Below are 21,160 nucleotides of genomic sequence, written 5' to 3'. Positions count from 1 at the left end.
GCCATTCTCACGCTTGGCCATGTCAGAGCCCGCGGGTGGTGTTCCAGTGCCAGACGTAGCCGGCGTAGGCGAGGTTCCCGATGCCGCCGGTGAACAGAAAGAGCAGCGCGTGTGCCCAGGGATTGTTGCGCTTTCGCTGCAGGTACACCGGGACCCCGCCGACGATCGCGTTCGGCTGACCGTAGGCGTAGTGCTGGTAGTAGGCGACCTGAGCCGGCTGGCCGTACGGGTACTGCGGTGCGGGATCGTACGTCGTCGCCGGAGGTCGGTAGCCGGCCGTGACCGGCGGCGTGTAGCTGGCCGACGGGGCGACGGAGGGAGCGGCGGGCGGCAGTGGGTTCCGTGCGCGCGACTCGGCGTCCACGTCGGCGAGGATCTTCGCGAGCGTGAGGTCGCTGCCGTCGCGGGGTGTTCCGGTGCTGGGCTCGGGGGTCGCGCTCATGCCATCCAGGGTAGCCGGGGACGTGCGGGCGCCACCGGGCGGGAGCCACGCCGTCGCGATGACCTAGGCTGGAGGGGCCTGTTGTCAGTAGGAGGGAGGCCGCGGTGAGCGCCCGGTTCCTCACGAACTGGCCGTGCCAGGACGCCTGCGGCACGGTCGAGACCGACGAGCGCGTCGAGGGAGCCCCCGTGTATCGCTGCCCGGGGTGCGACTCGTCGTGGATCGAGCTCAACGAGCGGACCGAGGGTACCGAGTTGGAGACGCGGCGATAGCCAGCCGGTTCAGCACTCGATGAAGGCGACGGCCAGTCCACCCTCTGACGTCTCCTTGTACTTGCTCAGCATGTCGCGCCCGGTGTCGCGCATCGTCCTGATCGCCTGGTCCAGCGTGATGTGGTGACGGCCGTCGCCGCCGAGGGCGAGCTGGGCCGCGTTGATGGCCTTGACCGCGGCCATCGCGTTGCGCTCGATGCACGGCACCTGGACGAGGCCGGTGACGGGGTCGCAGGTCAGGCCCAGATTGTGCTCCAGACCGATCTCGGCCGCGTTCTCGACCTGTCCGGGCGTGCCGCCCAGCACCTGCGTCAGGCCGGCGGCCGCCATCGCGCAGGCGGAGCCGACCTCGCCCTGGCAGCCGACCTCTGCGCCGGAGATCGACGCGTTGCGCTTCAGCAGCGACCCGACCGCCGCGGCGGTGAGCAGGAAATCGACCACGTCGTCGTCGCCCGCCCCGGGCTGGAAGACCATGAAGTAGTGCAGCACCCCGTCGGAGCGGATGCCGCGCGCGACGCAGGATCGCATGGCCTCCCACACGGCCAGCAGGCCGTCGCGGGTGCGCCCGTCGGGGCGCCAGGCGCGCTCGTTGCGGCCCATGACCTCGGCGATGCTGAGGCCCTCGAGGTCGCAGATTTTCAGCAGTTCCTCCCCGCTGTCGAACGGGAGTTCGACGCGGACCTCGGTGACGCCGGTGGCGCCCGACTCCGCGTGATCCGCGTCGACGACGAAGCCCCCGCCGACGGAGTAGTACACCTCCTCGTCGACGACGCGTCCAGCACCGTCGAGGGCCACGATGCGCAGCGCGTTGGGATGGTGGGGGAGCGCCTCGCGGATCAGTTGGAGGTCGCGGCCCCAGGAGAACCCCAGGGGCAGATGCCGCAGAGGGGAAGAGCAGCGTCCCGCGCCACGGCTGCGACACGGTCCGCCATGGCGTCGGGATCGACGGTGTTGGGCCGCATGCCCATCAGCCCGGCGACGACCGCGCGATCCGTCGCGTGCCCGATGCCGGTCGCGGCCAGGGACCCGAACAGCTCGATCCGGACCCCGTCGACGTGCTCGAGACAGCCGGACTCCGGCGGGCACTCGGCGACGAGCGCGCCGGCCAGCATCGGTCCCATCGTGTGCGACGACGACGGCCCGACGCCGATCTTGAAGAGGTCGAGCGCGCTGATGGCCATGCGGCCGAGCCTAGGTCAGGCAGCCTTGGTCGTTGCGCTCCGGGGCAGATAGCTGGTGGTCAGCCGCAGCGGGTGGCGGTCGAGATGGACACGCATGCCCTTGCGCAGGCTGAAGTACACGAACACCGCGACGACCGTGATGGCCGCGGCGACCGCTCCCACCAGCACGGACGCGCGGGGGCCGAAGACCTCGCCGAGCCACCCGATCGCGGGGGCCCCGAGCGGGGTGCCGCCGATGAAGATCGCGGTGTAGATCGCCATCACGCGGCCGCGATACTCCGGCGACGCGCCCATCTGCACAGCTGCGTTCGCGCCCGTCATCACCGTCAGCGCGAAGAAGCCAGAGGGGATGAGCAGCAGGGCGTAGACGGTGTAGTTCGGCGCGAAGGTCAGGGCGAGTGTGCTCGCTGCGAAGCCGGCCAGGGCGGCGAGGACGACGCGCAGCGTCGGCCTGGCGCGGCGCGCGGCCAGCAGGGCTCCGCCCAGCGTGCCGATCGCCATGATCGTGCCGAGCATGCCGTACTCGCCCGCGCCCTTCCCGAACACCTCGGTGGCCATCGTCGCGTTGAAGATCTGGAAGTTCATGCCGAACGTGCCGAGCATGAACACGATCACGAGCATGACGATGAGATCCGGGCGGCCGGCGAGGTATCTCAGGCCGTCGCGTGCGCCTCCTGCAGCCTTTGCACGGGGGGCCGGATGCAGCTGGGTGCCGTCCATCATGACGATGGCCGCGATCATCGCGATGAAGCTCAGGGCGTTGATCAGCATCGTCGGGCCGACTCCCACGCCGGCGACGAGGAACCCGGCGACGCCAGGGCCGATGAGGCGAGCGCCGTTGAAGTTGGTCGAGTTCAGGCCGACGGCGTTGGCGATCATGCCCTGCGGCACGATCTCTGAGACGAAGGCCTGGCGGGCGGGGTTGTCGAAGGCGGTGATGACGCCGGTGATGAAGGCGATGACGTAGACGTGCCACAGCTGAACGACGCCGAGCGCGATGAGCCCCCAGAGGGCGAACGCGCACAGCCCGAGTCCGACCTGTGTGACGAGCAGCACCTTGCGCTTCGGCAGTCGGTCGACGAGCGCGCCGGCGTAGGGGGCGAGGAACGGGATGGCGAGGAACTGCAGTGCCGTGACGATGCCTAGAGCGGTGCTGGAGTTGTCGGTCAGCTCAGTGAGCACCAGCCAGTCCTGACCGACCCGCTGGATCCAGGTGCCCAGATTGCTGACGAGGGCCCCGGCGAAGAACAGGCGGTAGTTGTGGACCGCGAAGGAGGCGAAGGTGCGTGACTTAGGCATTCGACACCTCCAGCAGGATGTCGGTTGCCTTGCGCAGCAACCCGAGTTGCTCGTCGCCGAGCCCGTCGAGGTGCGCCAGCATCCACGTGTCGCGGCTGGCGATGGTCTCCACGATGATCTGGTTCCCGCGCTCGGTGGGGGTGACAAGGATCTGCCGACGGTCGTCGGGGTGCGGGACCCGCTCGACGAGTCCCTCGTCGACCATGCAGTTGATCGTCCTCGTCATCGACGGGGCGCTCACCCGGTCGTGCGCCGCGAGCTGCGTCGGGGTCTGCGGTCCGGCTTTCTGCAGGAATGTGAGGACCGAGAACTGGTGGGGTGCGACCTCGCTGGTCGATTCGAAGCGGACGCGGCGCGCGATCCGCTGGCAAGCCAGACGCAGGTCGTTGGCGAGCGCGAACATCTCCTGCTCTGCGAGCGTCGCCTCGGGAGTGGTGGCGGGAACAGTCACGAGTCGGGAACCTTTCGTACAGCTAATTAGGCTAGCTCATTAGCTAGGCTAATCAAAACTGCAACGACGTGTTGATCCGTCTGGTGAGATGAACCTCAGGCAAGGCCGGCCAGGAGTGACACGGCGATGGACACCATGGCCGTCGCGATGACCGCGTCGAAGACCCGCCACGTGGCCGGGCGGGCGAATAGCGGTGCGAGCCCGCGGGCTCCGAATCCCAGCCCGCTGAACCAGACGATGCTGGCCGCTCCCGCGCCGACCGCGAACGCCCATGGCGTCGCGTAGCTGGCGCTCACCGAGCCCAGCAGGACGACGGTGTCGAGATAGACGTGGGGATTCAGCCAGGTCAGCGCAACGGCGGTGAGCAGCGTCTCCCGGAGCCCCTTCGACGCGTCGGCCCCGGGCTCCAGCCCGCCGCTGCCGCGGATCGCACGGATGGCCGCGGATACGCCGTACCAGAGCAGCACGCCGGCGCCGAGGATGGTAACGGCGGCCAGGACCCGAGGGTGGGCCGCGACGATCGCACCCAGCCCCGCTGCCCCGGCGGCGATCAGGGCGAGGTCGCTCACGGCGCAGACGGCAACCACCACGCCGACGTGCTCGCGCCGCAGGCCCTGACGCAGCACGAAGGCGTTCTGGGCGCCGATCGCGACGATCAGCCCGAGCCCGAAGGTGAATCCGGCAATGGCGGTGGTGAGGAGCGGCATGGGGTCGACGCTAGGCCTCGGTGCCGGTGTAGTCCAACGATAGTTATTAAGCTATCATAAGCACTGCTTAAGGAGTGGCATGGACTGGGACCTTGCTCAGCTGCGGGCGTTCGCCGCGGCGGTCGACGCCGGCAGCCTCGAGCTGGCCGCGCAGCGCCTTCACCTGACACCGTCGGCCGTGAGTCAGCGGCTCAAGGCGCTGGAGCGCAGCGTCGGTACGGTTCTTCTGCACCGGACCCGACCGGTCAGGGCGACCGAGGCGGGCGGGATGGTGCTTCGGCTCGCTCGTGAGCTGGAACTCCTGACCCGCGATGTTGCCGCTGAGCTCGGCCGGGAAGACGAGGTCCCGGTCCTGCGGATCGCCGTCAATGCCGACTCGCTCGTCACCTGGGCACTGCCCGCGTTGGTCGAGGTTTCCGAGGTCGCGGGCATCCAGCTAGTGCGGGAGGATCAGGACATCACCGCGGACCTGCTGCGGTCCGGCGACGTCGTGGGAGCCGTGACGAGCGAGGCGTCGGCGGTGCAGGGCTGCACCGTCGAGCGGTTGGGGACCATGACCTACCGACCGCGCGCGGCCCCGGCCTTCGCGGCGCGCTGGTTTCCTGACGGCCTGGCGGCGGCCGCGCTGGAGAGTGCGCCCGTGGTGGTCTTCGATGAGCACGACACGCTCCAGCACCAGGTCCTGCAGCGGTACAGGGCCGTTCCCCGTCGGGTCCATGTCGTGCCGGCGAGCGACGGGTTCAATGAGGCGGTCCGGCTCGGGCTGGGGTGGGGGATGGTGCCCGACCTGCAGGTGCCCGGCTGGACCGAGGCCGACGCGGTCGTCCTGGGCGACGCCCGGGATCACGTCGACGTCCCCCTCTACTGGCAGCAGTGGGCCCTGCGCACGCCGACCCTGGACGCCGTCGCCTCCGCCCTGCGTCGCGCCGCGCGCACGTCGCTGGTGCACTGAGACGGTGCCTCGCGTCAGGCGAGCGACGGGGCTGTCGGGACGGCGCGACGGGAGACGGTTAGGCAGAACAGGGCGGCGCCGCCGCACAGGCCGGCCGCGATGTAGAACGCCGGGTCGTAGGTGGCGAAGGCGTCGCGGATCCAGCCCGCGCCCGCGGCCGCGACGCCCGCGCCCAGCTGGTGCGCCGCGAACACCCAGCCGTAGACGACGGGGGACTCGCCCCCGAACCAGGCGCGGCACAGGGCGATGGTCGGCGGGACGGTCGCGACCCAATCGAGGCCGTAGAACAGGATGAAGACCCAGGTCGACGGGGTGGTGTCGGGGGACAGCAGGCCGGGCAGGAACCCGAGGGCCAACCCGCGGCCGGTGTAGTAGGCCACGAGAAGCAGCGCGGGGTTGAACCGGTCGGTCAGCCAGCCCGAACAGATGGTGCCCACCACGTCGAAGACCCCGACCAGCGCCAGCAGCGACGCCGATGTGGTGACCGGCATCCCGTGGTCGGTGGCGGCGGGGATGAAGTGCGTGCCGATCAGCCCGTTCGTGGTGGCGCCGCAGATGGCGAAGCTGCCCGCCAGCAACCAGAACGCCGGGTGCCGGGCGGCCCGGCCGAGGGCCGCGACGGTGGCGCGTGGACCGCCGGACCGGATCCGGGGAGCACCGGGATCGGACGTCGTGGCGCCGAGGGCCGTGGTCTCCAGGTCCTCAGGGTGCTCGCGCAGCAGGACCAGCACGATCGGGATCACGGCCGCCGCGGCGATGGCGACGACCAGGGCCGCGCGCCGCCAACCGTCCTGCGTCGTCAGGTGGGCGATGATCGGCAGGAACACGAGCTGCCCAGCCGCGCTGGCGGCGGTCAGCACGCCGCTCACGAGTCCGCGGCGTGCGACGAACCAGCGCGCAGTCACCGTCGCGACGAAAGCCATCGACATCGAGCCCGTGCCCAGCCCGACGAAGACGCCCCAGTAGAGGGTCAGCTGCCACGACTGGGTCATGGACACGGAGAAGGCCGAGCCCGCCGCGATCATCGTCAGAGCAAACACCACGACGGGCCGCATGCCGAACCGGTCCATCAGCGACGCCGCGAACGGCGAGAACAGCCCGAACAGGGTCATGTTGACCGTCATCGCGAGCCCGATCGTGCCGTGCGACCAGCCGAACTCCATGTGCAGCGGATCCATGAACACGCTCGGCACGGCGCGGAACCCGGCCGCCCCCAGCAGCACGAGGCAGGCGACCATCGCGACCACCCAGGCCGGGTGCAGGGACCTCTTCACGCGTCACAGTCTCTGGCATCCGGCGGGTCGACACCTCCGCGTCCGGCATGCGGCCCGGAACGCGCGACGGCGGTCAGAACCGCGCTGGGTCCGACCGCCGTCGCGGTGTCCTACCTTCTCAGGCCGACTTGTCCTCCACGTCGGGGGCCGGTTGATGGCTCCACGTCGGCGGCTCGTCGCCACCTGCCTCCTCGTCGGCCTCCGCCTCGGCGGCGGTGGCATGCACCTTGCCCAGTGCGTGGTGCGTCGGGGCGTAGACGGTGTAGAGCTGCAGCGGCTCCTGGCCGGTGTTGATGACGTCGTGCCACATGCCCGCGGGCACCTGGATGGACCACCCGTCGCCGACGTCCTGCTTGAAGCGCAGGTCATCCTTGTCGGGGCCCATGACACAGCGGCCCTGACCCTTGTCGATGCGGAGGAACTGATCGGTCTCCGGGTGCGCCTCGAGACCGATCGAGTGTCCGACCGGGATGGACATCAGGGTGACCTGGAGGTACTTGCCGGTCCAGGCGACCGTTCGATAGTTGGTGTTCTCGACCGTCGCGGTCTCGATGTCGAACGCGTTGGGCCTCGGCCCGTTGTCGATGATCTTCATCGTGGATGCTCCTTGTGATCGGTTGGGTACGAGCCTAGTCACAGGGTGGGACAGGCGGGGTTTCCCCGACGGATGAACTGCTGGTCTGGGGCTTCGATCGGGGCAGGATGGAGAGGTCCCCGCGCTTCGCGGAGAAGGAGGAGGAATGCACATGACCACAGTCGCCGACAACCTGATCGCATCGCTCGTCGCCGGAGGGGTGACGCACGTCTACGGGGTCCCAGGTGACTCCCTCAACGGCATCACCGACGCCATGCGACGCTCCGGGGAGTTGACCTGGGCGCAGGTCCGTCACGAGGAGTCTGCGGCCTTCGCCGCCGGGGCCGAGGCCGAGCTGACCGGCCGGCTGTCGGTCTGCATCGGGTCCTGCGGCCCCGGCAACCTGCACCTCATCAACGGCCTCTACGACGCCAACCGCAGCAGGGTGCCCGTGCTCGCCATCGCGGCACACATCCCGTCGGAGGAGATGGGGTCGACGTACTTCCAGGAGACGCATCCGCAGGACCTGTTCCGCGAGTGCTCCGTCTACTGCGAGCTGGTGACGCGGCCGGATCAGATGCCGCGCCTGCTGCGGATCGCGATGCAGACCGCCGTCGCGAAGCGGGGCGTCGCGGTGCTGGTCATCCCGGGCGACGTGGCGCTGGCGCCCACCTCGTCGGCCGAGATCGTGGCGACGAGCGACCCGTCGGTCCGCGTGCTGCCCCCGGAGGCTGAACTTCGCCGCGCGGCGGATGTGCTGGACGAGGCCGCGAAGGTCACCATCCTCGCGGGCGCCGGGGCGGCTGGCGCGCACGACGAGCTGATGGCGCTGGCCGAAGCGCTCGGAGCCCCGATCGTGCACACCATGCGCGGCAAGGAGCACGTCGAGTTCGACAACCCCTACGACGTGGGCATGACAGGCCTGCTGGGCTTCTCGTCGGGCTACCGCGCGATGGAGTCCTGCGACACGCTACTGATCCTCGGCGCCGACTTCCCGTATCAGCAGTTCTATCCCGACAAGGCCACCGTCATCCAGGTGGACGTCCGCGGGGAGAACATCGGGCGGCGCACCCACGTCGACGTCGGACTGACCGGCACCGTGAAGGACACGGCCGCTGCACTCGCGGCGCTGGTGCAGCGCAAGGAGAACCGGTCGCACCTGGAGGCGTCCCAGAAGCACTACGCGAAGGCCCGCCGGAAGCTGGACGAGCTCGCCGCTCCCGCGAAGGCCGGCGAGCCGGTGCACCCGCAGTACGTCGCGGCGCTGATTGACAGGCTGGCCGACGACGACGCCGTCTTCATCCCCGACGTCGGCTCTCCCGTCATCTACGCCGCCCGGTACCTGAGGATGAACGGTAGGCGTCGCCTGATCGGTTCGTTCAACCACGGATCGATGGCCAACGCCGTCCCGCAGGCCATCGGCGCGCAGAGCTCCTTCCCGGGGCGCCAGATCGTCACGCTGTCCGGCGACGGCGGGGTCACGATGCTGCTCGGCGACCTGCTGACGCTCGTCCAGTCGAAGCTGCCCGTCAAGATCGTCGTGTTCAACAACTCGTCGCTGAACTTCGTCGAGCTGGAGATGAAGTCGGCCGGCTTCGTGAACTACGGCACGGGGCTGGAGAACCCGAACCTGGCGAAGGTCGCCGAGGGGATGGGGATCCGAGCGTTCCACGTCGAGGACTCGGCCGGGGTCGAGGGTGCGCTGCGCGAGGCCTTCGCGCACGACGGCCCGGCGCTGGTCGACATCGTCACAGCCCGCCAGGAGCTGAGCATCCCGCCGAGCGTCCAGGCCGCACAGGCCAAGGGCTTCGCGCTCTACGCGCTGCGGACGGTGCTGTCAGGCCGTGGCGACGAGCTTGTCGACCTGGCCGCCACCAACTGGCGGCAGCTCTTCTGAGCCCGGTGTGGTCCCTGGGCCTGCAGAGAGACGTGGGAAGCGGGCACAGCGTCAGCAGGCTCAGGGACCGAGCTCGCAAGCCGACCTGAGGGTCGACCTGGGGGTCGCCACTGCGGGCAATGGGCCTTGTCGGGGCCCTGTGGCCCTGCTGTGGGGTAGCGTTCGGGCGGTCTTCGGTCAAGAAAACTGAGAGCGGCCTTAGGTTTCTGAGGATCTCTCAGTTACAGTGGTGCTGTTGTCTGAGACCTATTGGAGCACCATGAACAACGCCGAAGCACCCAACGGGGCCGAGCCCACCGAGGTTCTGGACGTCGCCGAGACCCCCTCGGCCGACGCCCCCGTCGCAGCCCCGAAGCGCCGCAAGGTGCGCGTCGCCGCGGGCGTCGCAGGAGTCCTGGCGCTGGCTCTCGGAGTCGGCGGCTACATGGTCTCCTCCGCCCACAAGTCGGTCACGGTCGCCGCCGACGGCACCACTGCCGAGGTCGGCACCTTCACCACCACCGTGGCCGACCTCCTCGCCGATCAGGGCATCGAGGTCGGCGCCCACGACGCCGTCACTCCTGCGCTCGACTCCACGCTGACCGACGGTGCGGCCGTCCAGGTGACGCGTGCCGAGGCCGTGAGCGTGACGTCGAACGGCACCTCGCAGACCCTGTGGACCACCGAGGGTGACGTCGGCTCCGCGCTGGCCGCCGCGGCCGAGGACGGACGCGACCTCGACATGGATGTCACGCGCTCCAACTCCCGCGCCGCGATCGACCTGCCGCTCAGCGGCACGGTCAAGATCGTCACGATGGACGGGTCGACCAAGGTCACGCTCGACGAGCCCACAGACCTGCAGGCCATGCTGGACGCGCAGAAGATCGAACTGGCAGAAGGCGACGACGTCTCCGTGTCCGCGAACGAGAACGGCACGACGATCGTGACGATCGTCCGGTGGGAGACGGTCAAGAAGTCGACCACCACGACCGTCGACTACGACAAGAAGACCGTCAAGAGCGACGACCTGTACGTCGGTGAGTCCAAGATCACCACAGAGGGCGTCGACGGCAAGATCAAGAAGACCTATCGCATCGTCAAGCGCGACGGCGAGGTCGTCTCCAAGGAACTCGTCTCCAAGAAGACCACCACCAAGAAGGTCGATCAGGTCACGACAGTCGGCACCAAGGAGCGCCCGGTCGTGAAGGCGACCACGTCGTCGTCCTCCTCGGATTCGGGTTCGTCATCCTCGAGCAGCTCGTCATCGTCGTCCAGCTCGTCCTCCTCGAGCTCCTCCAGCTCGGCGTCGGTGTCGGGCGTGTGGGCCAAGCTCGCTCAGTGTGAGTCGGGTGGCAACCCGTCGATCGTGAGCTCCAATGGCCTGTACCACGGCCTCTACCAGTTCACCGTGAGCACCTGGCAATCCGTCGGCGGCTCCGGCATCCCGTCGCAGGCCTCCGCCGCTGAGCAGACCAAGCGGGCGAAGATCCTCCAGGCCCGCTCGGGCTGGGGCCAGTGGCCCGCCTGCTCCCGCAAGCTCGGCCTCTACTGATCTGCAGAACGTCGACGGCCGCCCCTCGCGGGGCGGCCGTCGCTGTTTTCTCGGTCAGACGCGTTCGAGCACCTTCTCGCCGAAGTCCGGGCCGTTGGCGATGGCGAGCACGCGGCGCGCGGACTCCTCGGGGGTGAGGAGGTCGCCGCGCTCCTTCATCGCCACGAAGTCGTCGCGGGCCGGGAAGCCGTCAGAACTGCGGATCAGTCCCTGCATGTCCGTGTCAACCACCCCGGGGGCGATCGCGGCGATCCGCACGCCGTCGAGCTTCTCCGCGGCGACGGTGGTTGCGTGCAGGTCGACCGCTGCCTTGGTGGCGCAGTAGACGCTCCAGCCGGCGAGCGGTCGGCGACCCGCGCCCGATGAGATGTGGACGACGCGCACCGGCACGCCCTGGCCACGGTGCCGGATGACGGCGTCGGTCAGCAGGATCGGCGCCGTGACGTTCACGTTGACCGCCGCGATGGCGCTTGCCGGGTCCTGATGGCCGGCCAGGTCGGCGGGGCCGAGCATGCCGGCGTTGTTGATCAGCAGTAGCTCGGTGGCGCCGTCGATGAAGGACGCGAGTTCCCCGCCGTCGAGCCAGGCGGTCAGCGCCGCAGTGTCGCTCAGGTCCACGTGCGCCCCGGCGGAGCGCGAGACGCCCAGCACCTCCCAGCCCGCAGCGGCGAGCTGGCTGGTGAGCGCGGCACCCAGGCCGCGGCTGTGTCCGGTGACGATGGCCTTCTTGGTCATGGTGTCCTCTCGACGATCTTGTCCGCACCCCAATCTAGGCCGTGCGGGGGTGGGTACGGTGGTCGCATGCGTACCCGTGCGGACATCAAGTGCTGGCTCACCGACATGGACGGAGTCCTCGTCCACGACAACAAGGCCCTCCCCGGCGCGCCAGAGCTGATCGCGCAGTGGAAGCGGAACGAGACGCCCTTCCTGGTGCTGACCAACAACCCGACGTACACGCCGCGCGACCTGTCGGTCCGCCTGCGCGACTCCGGCCTCGACGTGCCCGAGGAGTCCATCTGGACGTCGGCCCTTGCCACTGCCAAGTTCCTGGCGCAGCAGATGCCGGGCGGCACTTGCTATGTCGTCGGCGAGGCAGGCCTGATCACTGCGCTGCACGAGCACGGCATGATCATGACCGACCGCGACCCCGAGTTCGTCGTGCTGGGCGAGACCCGCACCTACTCGTTCGAATCGATCACCACCGCGATCCGGCTCATCAACAAGGGCGCCAGGTTCATCATCACCAACCCCGACGCCACCGGCCCCGCGGCCGATGGCATCATCCCCGCCACCGGGGCCGTCGCGTCGCTCATCACGACGGCGACCAACCGGCAGCCCTACGTCATCGGCAAACCCAACCCCATGATGTTTCGCTCCGCGCTCAACCGGATCGGCGCGCACTCGGAGGAGACGGGCATGATCGGCGACCGGATGGACACCGACATCGTCGCGGGCATCGAGGCCGGCCTGCACACCGTGCTGGTTATGTCCGGCATCGCGACCCGCGAGACCATGCTGGAGTTCCCCTTCCGTCCGACGGAGGTCGTCGACGGGGTGTTCGAGCTCCTCGAGGAGCCGGGGGCGCGCGGCTGAGACCGGCGTCGCGGGTGAGTCCGGCGTCGCGGGTGAGTCCGACGTCGCCGGTGAGACTGGCGTGCCGCTGGGTCCGGCGTGCCGCTGAGTCCGGCGTCGTCACCTCTCCAGACGCCACCCTTCTCAACCGACGCCACCCTTACCGACGGACGCCACCCTTCGTGACACATGCCACCGCCATGGCGGTGGCATCGGTAGCGACGGGTAGCGTCTGCGCGTAAGGGTGGCGCCTGATCGCGGGCGGTCTCGACGGCGTCCTCGTCGCGGGCCTTCTCGACGGCGCGACTAAGGTTGGCGCATGGCTCGACTCGACGCTTGGCTCTGGTCCGTGCGCCTCTACAAGACGCGCTCGATGGCCACCGCCGCCGTGCGCGGCGGGCACGTTCGCGTCGACGACAAGCTGCCGAAGGCGTCGCAGGAGGTCGTCACCGGACAGGTGATCCGTGTCCGACGTGACCAGGACGAGCGCATCATCGAGGTCCGCGACCCGACGCTCGCCAAGCGCGTCGGTGCCCCCGTCGCTCAGGCCGCGTATCTCGACCGGACCCCCGAGAAGCCGCCGCCCATCGCGGAGATGACCGGTCGGGTCGGCGTCCGCGACCGTGGCACCGGGCGCCCGACCAAGCGCGAGCGTCGCCAGCTCGACCGCTTCCTGCATGGGGACCAGTAGTCGTCGACGGACTGGCAGTGTCCGGGCTGGGCCCCTTCGCTGCGCTCAGGGCGTTTCGACAGGCTCAACGACCCGAGGTGGTGTTTCGACAGGGCCTGTGCTGAGCCTGTCGAAGTGCTCCTCGTCCGGGTCCCTGAGCTCGTCTGGGTCCCTGAGCTCGTCCGGGTCCCTGAGCTCGTCTGGGTCCCTGAGCTCGTCCGGGTCCCTGAGCTCGTCCGGGTCCCTGAGCTTGTCGAAGGGCGCCGAGCGGAGCGAGGCGTGATCGTGTTGGACCCTTCGCTTCGCTCAGGGCGTTTCGACAGGCTCAACGACCCGAGGTGGTGTTTCGACAGGCCTGTGCTGAGCCTGTCGAAGTGCTGGGCGACCCGGGTCCCTGAGCTCGTCCGGGTCCCTGAGCTTGTCGAAGGGCGCCGAGCGGAGCGAGGCGTGATCGGGTTGGACCCTCCGCTTCGCTCAGGGCGTTTCGACAGGCTCAACGACCCGAGGTGGTGTTTCGACAGGCCTGTGCTGAGCCTGTCGAAGTGCTGGGCGACCCAGCGGTCACCGACCGGCGAGCAGCGCCTGTTCGGCCTCCTTGGTCCAGATGCCGTCCTTCAGCTTCGCCGCGACGTGCGGCAGCTTCTCCGCCATGTCGACCAGGCGGGTGAGCGGCAGGTCGTGGAGCATCGGGAAGACCATGATCTTGCCGCCGGACGTCCGGTTCATGACCGAACCGATGGCGTCGGTGAACCCGGCCATGCCTGTCACGGCGTCGAGCGAGATGTGGGTGTCGATGATCCCCTCCTCGATCTTCCGCAGCACCGTGCGCATGTCGGAGACGTCGGATCCCGAGGTTCCGAGCATGAAGACCCGACGCGTGATGATGCCCTGCAGATCGAACTCGCCCTTGGTACCGGCCGGGATGCCCGCGAAGGCGTTGAGGATTGAGTCCTCGGCCGCCAGGTCGACGGCCTGCGAGACCAGCGCGGGCACCGGCACCATGCACGAGATGTGCGTGAAGCCGTAGCGCAGCTGCTCCTCCCCGGTGTTGACGTAGGTGATCGGCACGCCGCGCTCGGCAGCGACCGGATCGACGGTGGCCGCCAGGTGCTCGAGCCGGTCGGTGCTGAGGTCGGTGCCGGTGACGGTGATGCCCTCGAAACCGGACGTGACGGCGCGGATCGTGTGCATCATGCCCATGGGGCCGGCTGCGCCGATGATGGCGACCTTGTCGCCGGCGCGCAGCTCGCCGTGCGGCGGAATCCAGGCGTACCCGTCGGCGGGATTGTCGCCCGGGGTGCCGACGAACCGGATGAAGTCGTAGTGCACCCGGCCGATGTCGAGGCTGACCTTGCGCGGGATGGTGTGTCCGCCGAGCACGACGCAGAAGACGCCGCGGGTGCCGAGCATGGCGGCAAGTGTCTCGATCGTGGCGGCGTCGGCGCCGTAGTAGACGATGTCGTCGAACGACTCGCCCGCCAGATCGGCGATCTCACCGGAGCGGAGGGTGACGATCTCGGCCGGCTGGTGCTCGGCGGTGAGTGCGTCGATGCCGGTGACCGGCCCGTCGGCGACGACCAGCAGGCGGCCTCCGTCGGCGACGTGGTTGCGCTCGGCCCAGGCGTAGGAACCCTCGACGGTCGCCCAGGGCTCGATGAGGCCGACGGCGGCGGCGGACGGGCCGTCGGTGACGTGGATCAGGAACTCCTCGCCAGACGGGGACACGGCGCAGCGCTCGTCGATCACGACGTACTCCTGCAGCGCGCCCTCGAAGTTGTAGCCGAACGCGCCGTTGGAGTTGGCGGTCCGGAGGTGCTTCCAGTCGGCCTGCACGAGGACGCGGTCACCGACGGCGAAGTGGGTGACCTCGGCGCCGACCTCGACGATGCGGCCCACGGGCTCGTGGCCAGGGACGGTCGGGAGCATCCCGGGCTTGTAGCTGGGGATCTCGGCCAGTGCCTCGGCCGAGATGCCCTCGACGACCTCCGACTTGCGTGGGTGCGAGTCGAAAGCGTGGAGGAGCTTGGTGTCGCTGAAGCAGATGCCGCAGGCCTCGACCTGCAGCAGCAACTGGTGCGGGCCGACGGCGTCCACGGGCTTGTTGGTGTTGTGCACGATCTCGTCGACGCCGACGAACTGGATCGCGTGCTGATGCGTCGGGATCTGGGTCACGGGGAGGCCTTTCTCTGACTGACGCTGCCCAATCTACGGGACTGGAGACCCCCGCTGAGCGTCTGCGCAGGAGTTGGGCATATGCTCATGGGACGTCCAACCCGAGGAGCGCTCCGTGGCAGCTGCCAGCCCCACCGACCTTGATCTAGCAGTACGCGCCGCCTGGCTGTACTACGAGGACGGACTCACGCAGGCCCAGGTCGCGAGCAGGCTCTTCGTGTCGCGCCAGACGGTCGGGCGGCTGCTGGAGTCCGCCCGCCAGCAGGGCATCGTCCGCATCGAACTCGACGCGGCCTACCTCGGTGCCATGCGGCTCGCCACGCGCGTCAAGGAGGCGTTCTCCCTGGCCGACGCCATCGTGGTGCCCACCGCGATCGGCCAGCTTTCGCGCGAGCGCACCAACGAGCGGGTGGCCGCGGCCCTTGCCGCGTATGCCCGCCGGCACCTGCATCCCGGCGCCGTGGTGGGCCTGAGCTGGGGCGACTCGGTCGCCCGCGCGCTGTCCATGCTCTCGGAGGAGTCCCTCGACGGCGTGCAGCTCGTCGCGTCGACGGGGTCGCTGAGCGCGATCGACGAGGTCCTGACCCGCAGCCCCGGCGTCATCCGCCGGCTCCGCACGCTGCCCGCGCCGCTGCTGGTCTCCACCCCGGAGGTGGCGTCCACGTTCCGCGAGGAGGGCGCCGTCCGCGAGATCCTGGACCTCGCGCGGCGGGCGGACCTGACGCTGACCGGCATGGGGGCCGCGACTCCCGGCGGCTCCGCGGTGCTGGCCGGCGTGACCACGGACGCGGCGGTCCGAGCGTTCGCCGAGCAGGGAGCCGTCGGCGACATGCTGGGGGAGTGGTACGACGTGGAGGGCCGCGTCGTCGAGACCGACTGGTCGCGTCGTCGCCTCGGTGTCGCCCTCGATGAGCTGCGCGAACTCGACAATGTCGTCGGGGTGGCGGGGGGCGTCGAGAAGGTCGACGCCATCCGCGGTGCCATCGCCGGCGGACTGATCGACGCCCTTGTCACCGACGAGCCGACCGCCACCGCGTTGCTGGACCGCTGGGCCTGACTTCTCCTCGCCCTGATCGGTTCCCCAATGCCTAGAACTTAAGCGCTTTACTTCTCGGGTTTTTCCTGCCATCATCGTTGTCGTCGGATCCTCAGCACTGCTGCTCGACGGCGCCTCGGTGCCGCCAGGTCGGCCAGAGACGGTCGCCAGGGGTCCGGCGAGACACGCCGACAACGACTGGAGCCAACGCCGATGCCCGCTGTGACCGCCACCGCCCACGGTCCCCTCCCCACCATGCCCTGGCAGGACCGCCCCGAGGGCTGCACCGACGCCCTGTGGCGCTACTCGGAGAACCCGATCCTGGGCTGGAATCCGACGCCGAGCACGGCACGCATCTACAACTCGGCGGTCGTGCCCTTCGGCGACGGCTTCGCCGGCGTCTTCCGCGCCGACCACCGCACCGGCACCGCCGCGATCCACGTCGGGTTCAGCTCCGACGCGCTCTCCTGGGACATCAGGGACGAGCCCATCCGCTGGGTCGACGAGCAGGGCGAGCCCTACCAGCCGTCCTACGCCTACGACCCGCGCGTCGTGGAGATCGACGGCCGCTTCTACGTCTGCTGGTGCACCGAGTTCGGCGGCGCCGCGCTCGGCCTCGGCTACACCGACGACTTCGAGACCTTCGTGCGCCTCGAGAACCCCGTCACCCCGTTCAACCGCAACGGCGTCCTCTTCCCGCGTCAGATCGACGGCACCTACCGCCTCCTGACCCGGCCCAGCGACTCGGGCCACACCCCCTTCGGCGACATCTTCGTCAGCCAGAGCCCCGACCTCACCCACTGGGGCCGCCACCGCCGCGTGATGACGAGCAACAAGTCCACCTGGTGGCAGTCGGTCAAGATCGGCGCCGGACCGACCCCCATCGAGACCTCCGAGGGCTGGCTGGTCTTCTACCACGGCGTCTCCGGCACGGCCAACGGCATGGTCTACTCGCTGGGCGCCGCGCTCCTCGACCTCGAGAACCCCGAGAAGGTGCTCTACCGCAGCCGCGGCTACCTCCTGACCCCCGAGCGTGAGTACGAGACCACCGGTTTCGTGCCCAACGTCATCTTCCCCTGCGCGGCCCTGTGCGACGGGGACACCGGACGCCTCGCCATCTACTACGGCGCCGCCGACACCTACTCCGCGATCGCGTTCGGCACGATCGACGGGATCGTCGCGGCCCTCAAGGCCGACTCCGAGCTGGCCCCCGGCGACGCGGACTCCTTCCGTGGCTGAGTCCGCCCCGGTGCGGTTCGACGCCGGTGAGCTCCTGGCCGAGCTCACCGGCAACGTGCTGCCCTTCTGGTCCTCCGTGCCGGTCGACCCGGCGGGGGGCTTCCACGGCGCCGTCGGCAACGACGGCGCGGTCGACGACACCGTCGAGCGGAGCGCGGTGCTCTGCTCGCGGGTGCTCTGGGCCTTCTCCACCGCGGCGACCGAGCTCGATGAGCCCGGCCATCTCCAGGTCGCCGGGCACGCCTACCGCTACCTGCGCGACGTGCTGCGTGACCCCGGACATGGCGGGGTCTTCTGGAGCGTCGCGGCGGACGGCACCGTCGTCGACGACCGCAAGCACACCTACGCCCAGGCTTTCGCCATCTACGGCCTCGTCGCCTACAGCGTCGCGACCGACGACGACGAGCCCCTGAGCCTGGCCCGCGAGATCTTCGAGTTGATCGAACAACACACCGCGGACGGTGAACTCGGCGGCTACGTCGAGGCGGCCGCCCGGGACTGGTCCCCGGCGGCCGAGATGCGGCTCAGCCTCCGCGACCTCGACGCCCCGAAGTCCATGAACACGCATCTCCACGTGATGGAGGCCTACTCCGCGCTGGCGGCGCGCACCGGCGACCCGCGCGTGCGCGACCGACTCTCCGCGGTCCTCATCGACATCCTCGACCACGTGCTGGCCGACGACGAGGGTGCCTTCCGGCTGTTCTTCGACCGCCAATGGCGACCGCTGACCGGGGCCGTGTCCTTCGGGCACGACATCGAAGGCGCCTGGCTGCTCACCGAGGCGGCCCACGTTCTCGGCGACGCCCACCTGATCCGACGCGCCGAGCGCGCCGCTGTCCAGCTGGCCGTCGCGGTCCTCGACCACGGGATCGACGACGAGGGCTTCATCCTCCACGAGTTCGAACCCGCCGTCGGCACCCGCGACGGACACGCCGACCGCAGCAGCCACTGGTGGGCCCAGGCCGAGGGGATGGTCGGCTTCCTCGAGGCCTACCGCATCACGGGCGACCCGGCCTTCGAGGCCGCGGCCGCCTCCTGCTGGCGCGTCATCTCCCGACACCACATCGACCGCGACCGCGGCGACTGGCTCAAGGTCCTTGACGCCGACCGCGCGCCCGACGACACCTACCCCAAGGCTGGCCCCTGGGAGTGCCCCTACCACCACGTCCGTGCGCTGCTCGAGGCCGCGCGCAGGCTGACCACCACTAACACGCCCTATCCGGCATGGAACGGACAACCCGCATGAGGATCAAGACCTTCGCCCAGCTGATCTCCGAGCAGGAGGAACTGCTCGCGCTCCCCAACCGGGAGGACGAGCGCTGGTACAACGGCATCTACGCCCGCTACCAGAACCCCGTCGTCACGGCCGCCCACACCCCCGTCTCGTGGCGCTACGACCTGAACCCGGCCACGAACCCACTGGGCCTCGAACGACTCGGCATCAACGCCGTGCTCAACCCCGGAGCCATCGAGATCGACGGTCGCACGCTGCTGATGTGCCGGGTCGAGGGCTGGGACCGCAAGAGCTTCTTCGCGGTCGCCGAGAGCCCCAACGGCATCGACAACTTCCGCTTCTGGGACACGCCAGTCGTCATGCCCGAGACCGACGAGCCCGACACCAACACCTACGACATGCGCCTCGTCCAGCACGAGGACGGGTGGATCTACGGCCTGTTCTGCACCGAGCGCAAGGACACCACCTCCGATGACCTCTCGGCCGCAAGCGCGCAGGCCGGGCTCGCCCGGACCCGCGACCTGAAGACGTGGGAGCGCCTCCCCGACCTGGTCACCCCGTCGCCGCAGCAGCGCAACGTCGTGCTCCACCCCGAGTTCGTCGACGGCCGCTATGCCTTCTACACCCGCCCTCAGGACGACTTCATCACCGCCGGCAGTGGCGGTGGCATCGGCTGGGGCCTGGCCGACACGATGGAGGGCGCCGTCATCGACCACGAGACGGTCATCGAGCACCGCGCCTACCACACCGTGACCGAGGCGAAGAACGGCGAAGGCCCGGCCCCGCTGCGCACCGAGCGCGGCTGGCTGCACCTCGCACACGGCGTCCGCAACACCGCGGCCGGCCTCCGCTACGTGCTCTACCTCTACCTGACCGATCTCGACGAGCCGTGGCGAGTGACGCACCGTCCCGGCGGCTACTTCCTCGCCCCGGAGTTCGAGGAGCGCATCGGCGACGTGTCGAATGTCGCCTTCGCCAACGGGTGGACGTCGCGCGCCGACGGCAGCGTGCGGATCTACTACGCGTCCTCCGACACGAGGTGCCACGTCGCCACCAGCACCATCGACCGGCTGCTCGACTACGTCACGAGCACCCCGGTCGACGGGCTCCGCTCGGCGGCCAGCGTCGAGCAGCGCATCGAACTGATCGAGGCGAACAGGGAGTTCCTCGCATGAAGCGCGATCTTGACGCCGTCATCAAGGCCTACGACGTCCGGGGCCTCGTGCCGGAGCAGCTCGACGGCGACCTCGCCGAGAGGCTGGGCGGAGCCTTCGCCCGCGTGACCGGCGCGAGTGCGGCCGAGGGAGGGCCCGGCGCGGTCATCGTCGCGCACGACATGCGACCGTCCGGCCCTGAGCTCGTCGAGCGCTTCTGCGCCGGCGTCACGGCCCAGGGCGTCGACGTCGTCAACATCGGCCTCGCCTCCACGGACATGGCCTACTTCGCATCGGGTCAGCTCGAGCTGCCCGGTGCGATGTTCACCGCCTCCCACAACCCCGCCGGCTACAACGGCATCAAGTTCTGCCGCGCCAGGGCCGTGCCCGTAGGCCGCGACACCGGCCTCGGAGCCATGCGCGACCTCGTCAAGCACGAGATCGATGCGCCCGAAGGTGTCGCGCCCGGCCGCGTCCGAAGCATCGACCTGCTCGGCGAGTACGCCCGGTTCCTCCACATGCTCGTCCCGCTCACCGGAATCCGGCCGCTGAAGGTCGTCGTCGATGCGGGCAACGGCATGGGCGGGTACACGGTGCCCAAGGTGCTCGGCGGCGACTCGCTGGAGATCGTGCCCCTCTACTTCGAGCTCGACGGCACCTTCCCGAACCACGAGGCCAACCCCCTGGACCCGGCCAACCTCGTCGACCTGCAGGCCCGCGTCGTCGCGGAGGATGCCGACCTGGGCCTGGCCTTCGACGGCGACGCCGACCGTTGCTTCGTCGTGGACGAGCGCGGCGCGGCGGTCAGCCCGTCGGCGCTGACCGCCCTCATCGCGGAGCGGGAGATCGCCCGGCGACCCGGCGCGACCATCCTGCACAACCTGATCACCTCGCGGGCCGTCCCCGAGCTCGTCCGCGAACTGGGCGGGACCCCGGTGCGCACCGAGGTGGGGCACTCGTTCATCAAGGCCCACATGGCCCGGACGGGCGCCGTGTTCGGGGGAGAGCACTCCGGCCACTACTACTTCGGCAGCTTCTTCAACGCCGACTCCGGGATGCTCGCCGCGATGCACGTCCTCGCAGCCCTCGGGCGCAGCCAGGCTGGCACCAGGCTCTCGGAGCTGGTCGCCGACTATGCCCGCTACGTGCCCAGCGGCGAGATCAACACGAGGGTGGCCGACACTGACGCGGCGACAGCGGCCGTGCACGACGCCTTTGCCACGCGGCCCGGCGTCGAGTTCGACAACCTGGACGGCATGAGCGTCGAGGGCGGCACCTGGCGGTTCAACCTGCGCCCCTCCAACACCGAGCCGCTGCTCCGACTCAACGTCGAGGCCGCCACATCCGACGAAATGACCGAGATCCGGGATGAGGTGCTCGCTCTGATCCGGTAATAATCTCGGCCCCGCTCAAATCTCCGCCCGGAAACGCTCGGAGAAGTACCCGAGCGGCCATTTACCACCCCTTCCAAATGTACTTTATAAAGATTTCATAACACATCAC

At 69.5% G+C, this 21,160-nt stretch carries 20 protein-coding genes and 2 pseudogenes; 11 read left to right on the top strand and 11 right to left on the bottom strand.

All coding sequences use genetic code 11. From position 1 onward, the window contains the following. Window positions 1-22: 22 nt before the first annotated feature. Complete coding sequence (locus QH948_RS13460; RefSeq protein WP_281144842.1) at window positions 23-442, bottom strand: DUF8108 domain-containing protein; 420 nt, start codon at window positions 440-442, stop codon at window positions 23-25. Between the two features lie 104 nt (window positions 443-546). On the opposite strand from QH948_RS13460, the gene QH948_RS13455 reads away from it, so the two are divergent. Next, window positions 547-714, top strand: coding sequence for a hypothetical protein (locus QH948_RS13455; RefSeq protein WP_281144841.1), 168 nt, complete (start codon window positions 547-549; stop codon window positions 712-714). Window positions 715-723: 9 nt separating this feature from the next. Here QH948_RS13455 and QH948_RS14260 read toward each other — a convergent pair. The 6 genes and pseudogenes from QH948_RS14260 to QH948_RS13435 form a co-directional block, all read right to left on the bottom strand. Beyond that, window positions 724-1,167 (bottom strand): annotated as a pseudogene (locus tag QH948_RS14260) (L-serine ammonia-lyase, iron-sulfur-dependent, subunit alpha); the annotation flags it as partial. Between the two features lie 321 nt (window positions 1,168-1,488). Continuing rightward, a pseudogene (locus tag QH948_RS14255) lies at window positions 1,489-1,551 on the bottom strand (hypothetical protein); the annotation flags it as partial. Next, window positions 1,551-1,895, bottom strand: coding sequence for a serine dehydratase beta chain (locus QH948_RS14250; RefSeq protein ID WP_438874103.1), 345 nt, complete (start codon window positions 1,893-1,895; stop codon window positions 1,551-1,553). The pseudogene QH948_RS14255 and the gene QH948_RS14250, both read right to left, overlap by 1 nt. Before the next feature lie 15 nt (window positions 1,896-1,910). Next, window positions 1,911-3,194 (bottom strand): MFS transporter, encoded by a 1,284-nt coding sequence (locus QH948_RS13445; protein ID WP_281144840.1) that lies wholly within the window; start codon window positions 3,192-3,194, stop codon window positions 1,911-1,913. Beyond that, window positions 3,187-3,645 (bottom strand): MarR family winged helix-turn-helix transcriptional regulator, encoded by a 459-nt coding sequence (locus QH948_RS13440; RefSeq protein WP_281144839.1) that lies wholly within the window; start codon window positions 3,643-3,645, stop codon window positions 3,187-3,189. Before QH948_RS13440 ends, QH948_RS13445 begins: the two co-directional genes overlap by 8 nt. A 95-nt stretch (window positions 3,646-3,740) precedes the next feature. After that, window positions 3,741-4,352, bottom strand: coding sequence for a LysE/ArgO family amino acid transporter (locus tag QH948_RS13435; protein ID WP_281144838.1), 612 nt, complete (start codon window positions 4,350-4,352; stop codon window positions 3,741-3,743). Between the two features lie 79 nt (window positions 4,353-4,431). Between QH948_RS13435 and QH948_RS13430 the strand changes: the two genes are divergently transcribed. Then, window positions 4,432-5,304 (top strand): ArgP/LysG family DNA-binding transcriptional regulator, encoded by an 873-nt coding sequence (locus QH948_RS13430; RefSeq protein ID WP_281144837.1) that lies wholly within the window; start codon window positions 4,432-4,434, stop codon window positions 5,302-5,304. 14 nt (window positions 5,305-5,318) lie between these two features. Here QH948_RS13430 and QH948_RS13425 read toward each other — a convergent pair whose 3' ends face one another. Together QH948_RS13425 and QH948_RS13420 are read right to left on the bottom strand one after the other, a co-directional pair. After that, window positions 5,319-6,578 carry an MFS transporter gene (locus QH948_RS13425; protein WP_281144836.1) on the bottom strand — a complete coding sequence of 420 codons (1,260 nt, stop codon included), beginning with the start codon at window positions 6,576-6,578 and terminating at the stop codon, window positions 5,319-5,321. A gap of 118 nt (window positions 6,579-6,696) precedes the next feature. Next, window positions 6,697-7,173, bottom strand: coding sequence for a cupin domain-containing protein (locus QH948_RS13420; protein ID WP_281144835.1), 477 nt, complete (start codon window positions 7,171-7,173; stop codon window positions 6,697-6,699). A 145-nt stretch (window positions 7,174-7,318) separates the two neighbouring features. Here QH948_RS13420 and poxB point away from each other — a divergent pair, with 145 nt between their 5' ends. Together poxB and QH948_RS13410 are read left to right on the top strand one after the other, a co-directional pair. Next, on the top strand, window positions 7,319-9,049 hold the full coding sequence (gene poxB / locus QH948_RS13415) for a ubiquinone-dependent pyruvate dehydrogenase (protein ID WP_281144834.1): 1,731 nt from the start codon (window positions 7,319-7,321) through the stop codon (window positions 9,047-9,049). Window positions 9,050-9,284: 235 nt separating this feature from the next. Then, complete coding sequence (locus QH948_RS13410; protein ID WP_281144833.1) at window positions 9,285-10,580, top strand: resuscitation-promoting factor; 1,296 nt, start codon at window positions 9,285-9,287, stop codon at window positions 10,578-10,580. Between the two features lie 54 nt (window positions 10,581-10,634). Here the strand turns inward: QH948_RS13410 and QH948_RS13405 are convergent, their stop codons facing one another. After that, window positions 10,635-11,315, bottom strand: a complete 681-nt coding sequence (locus tag QH948_RS13405) for an SDR family NAD(P)-dependent oxidoreductase (protein ID WP_281144832.1) — start codon at window positions 11,313-11,315, stop codon at window positions 10,635-10,637. A 66-nt stretch (window positions 11,316-11,381) separates the two neighbouring features. Here QH948_RS13405 and QH948_RS13400 point away from each other — a divergent pair, with 66 nt between their 5' ends. Together QH948_RS13400 and QH948_RS13395 are read left to right on the top strand one after the other, a co-directional pair. Further along, window positions 11,382-12,173: an HAD-IIA family hydrolase gene (locus QH948_RS13400; protein WP_281144831.1), complete on the top strand. Its 792-nt coding sequence runs from the start codon at window positions 11,382-11,384 to the stop codon at window positions 12,171-12,173. A gap of 298 nt (window positions 12,174-12,471) precedes the next feature. Further along, window positions 12,472-12,843 carry an RNA-binding S4 domain-containing protein gene (locus QH948_RS13395; RefSeq protein WP_281144830.1) on the top strand — a complete coding sequence of 124 codons (372 nt, stop codon included), beginning with the start codon at window positions 12,472-12,474 and terminating at the stop codon, window positions 12,841-12,843. 540 nt (window positions 12,844-13,383) lie between these two features. On the opposite strand, the gene QH948_RS13390 is transcribed toward QH948_RS13395, so the two are convergent. Further along, window positions 13,384-14,994 carry an alcohol dehydrogenase catalytic domain-containing protein gene (locus tag QH948_RS13390; protein WP_281144829.1) on the bottom strand — a complete coding sequence of 537 codons (1,611 nt, stop codon included), beginning with the start codon at window positions 14,992-14,994 and terminating at the stop codon, window positions 13,384-13,386. Window positions 14,995-15,109: 115 nt separating this feature from the next. On the opposite strand from QH948_RS13390, the gene QH948_RS13385 reads away from it, so the two are divergent. The 5 genes from QH948_RS13385 (at window position 15,110) to QH948_RS13365 (ending at window position 21,051) form a co-directional block, all read left to right on the top strand. Beyond that, on the top strand, window positions 15,110-16,051 hold the full coding sequence (locus QH948_RS13385) for a sugar-binding transcriptional regulator (protein WP_281144828.1): 942 nt from the start codon (window positions 15,110-15,112) through the stop codon (window positions 16,049-16,051). A gap of 234 nt (window positions 16,052-16,285) precedes the next feature. Beyond that, window positions 16,286-17,269 (top strand): glycoside hydrolase family 130 protein, encoded by a 984-nt coding sequence (locus tag QH948_RS13380; protein WP_281144827.1) that lies wholly within the window; start codon window positions 16,286-16,288, stop codon window positions 17,267-17,269. Further along, window positions 17,262-18,515, top strand: coding sequence for an AGE family epimerase/isomerase (locus tag QH948_RS13375; RefSeq protein WP_281144826.1), 1,254 nt, complete (start codon window positions 17,262-17,264; stop codon window positions 18,513-18,515). Before QH948_RS13380 ends, QH948_RS13375 begins: the two co-directional genes overlap by 8 nt. Then, window positions 18,512-19,678 (top strand): glycoside hydrolase family 130 protein, encoded by a 1,167-nt coding sequence (locus QH948_RS13370; RefSeq protein WP_281144825.1) that lies wholly within the window; start codon window positions 18,512-18,514, stop codon window positions 19,676-19,678. The genes QH948_RS13375 and QH948_RS13370 overlap by 4 nt, the downstream gene beginning before the upstream one ends. After that, window positions 19,675-21,051, top strand: a complete 1,377-nt coding sequence (locus QH948_RS13365) for a phosphomannomutase/phosphoglucomutase (RefSeq protein WP_281144824.1) — start codon at window positions 19,675-19,677, stop codon at window positions 21,049-21,051. Before QH948_RS13370 ends, QH948_RS13365 begins: the two co-directional genes overlap by 4 nt. Window positions 21,052-21,160: the final 109 nt, after the last annotated feature.

This window comes from Tessaracoccus lacteus (assembly GCF_029917005.1).
Lineage (GTDB): Bacteria > Actinomycetota > Actinomycetes > Propionibacteriales > Propionibacteriaceae > Arachnia > Arachnia lactea.
Note: the sequence above shows the minus strand (reverse complement) of the source record. Positions and strands in the feature narration are given on the sequence as shown.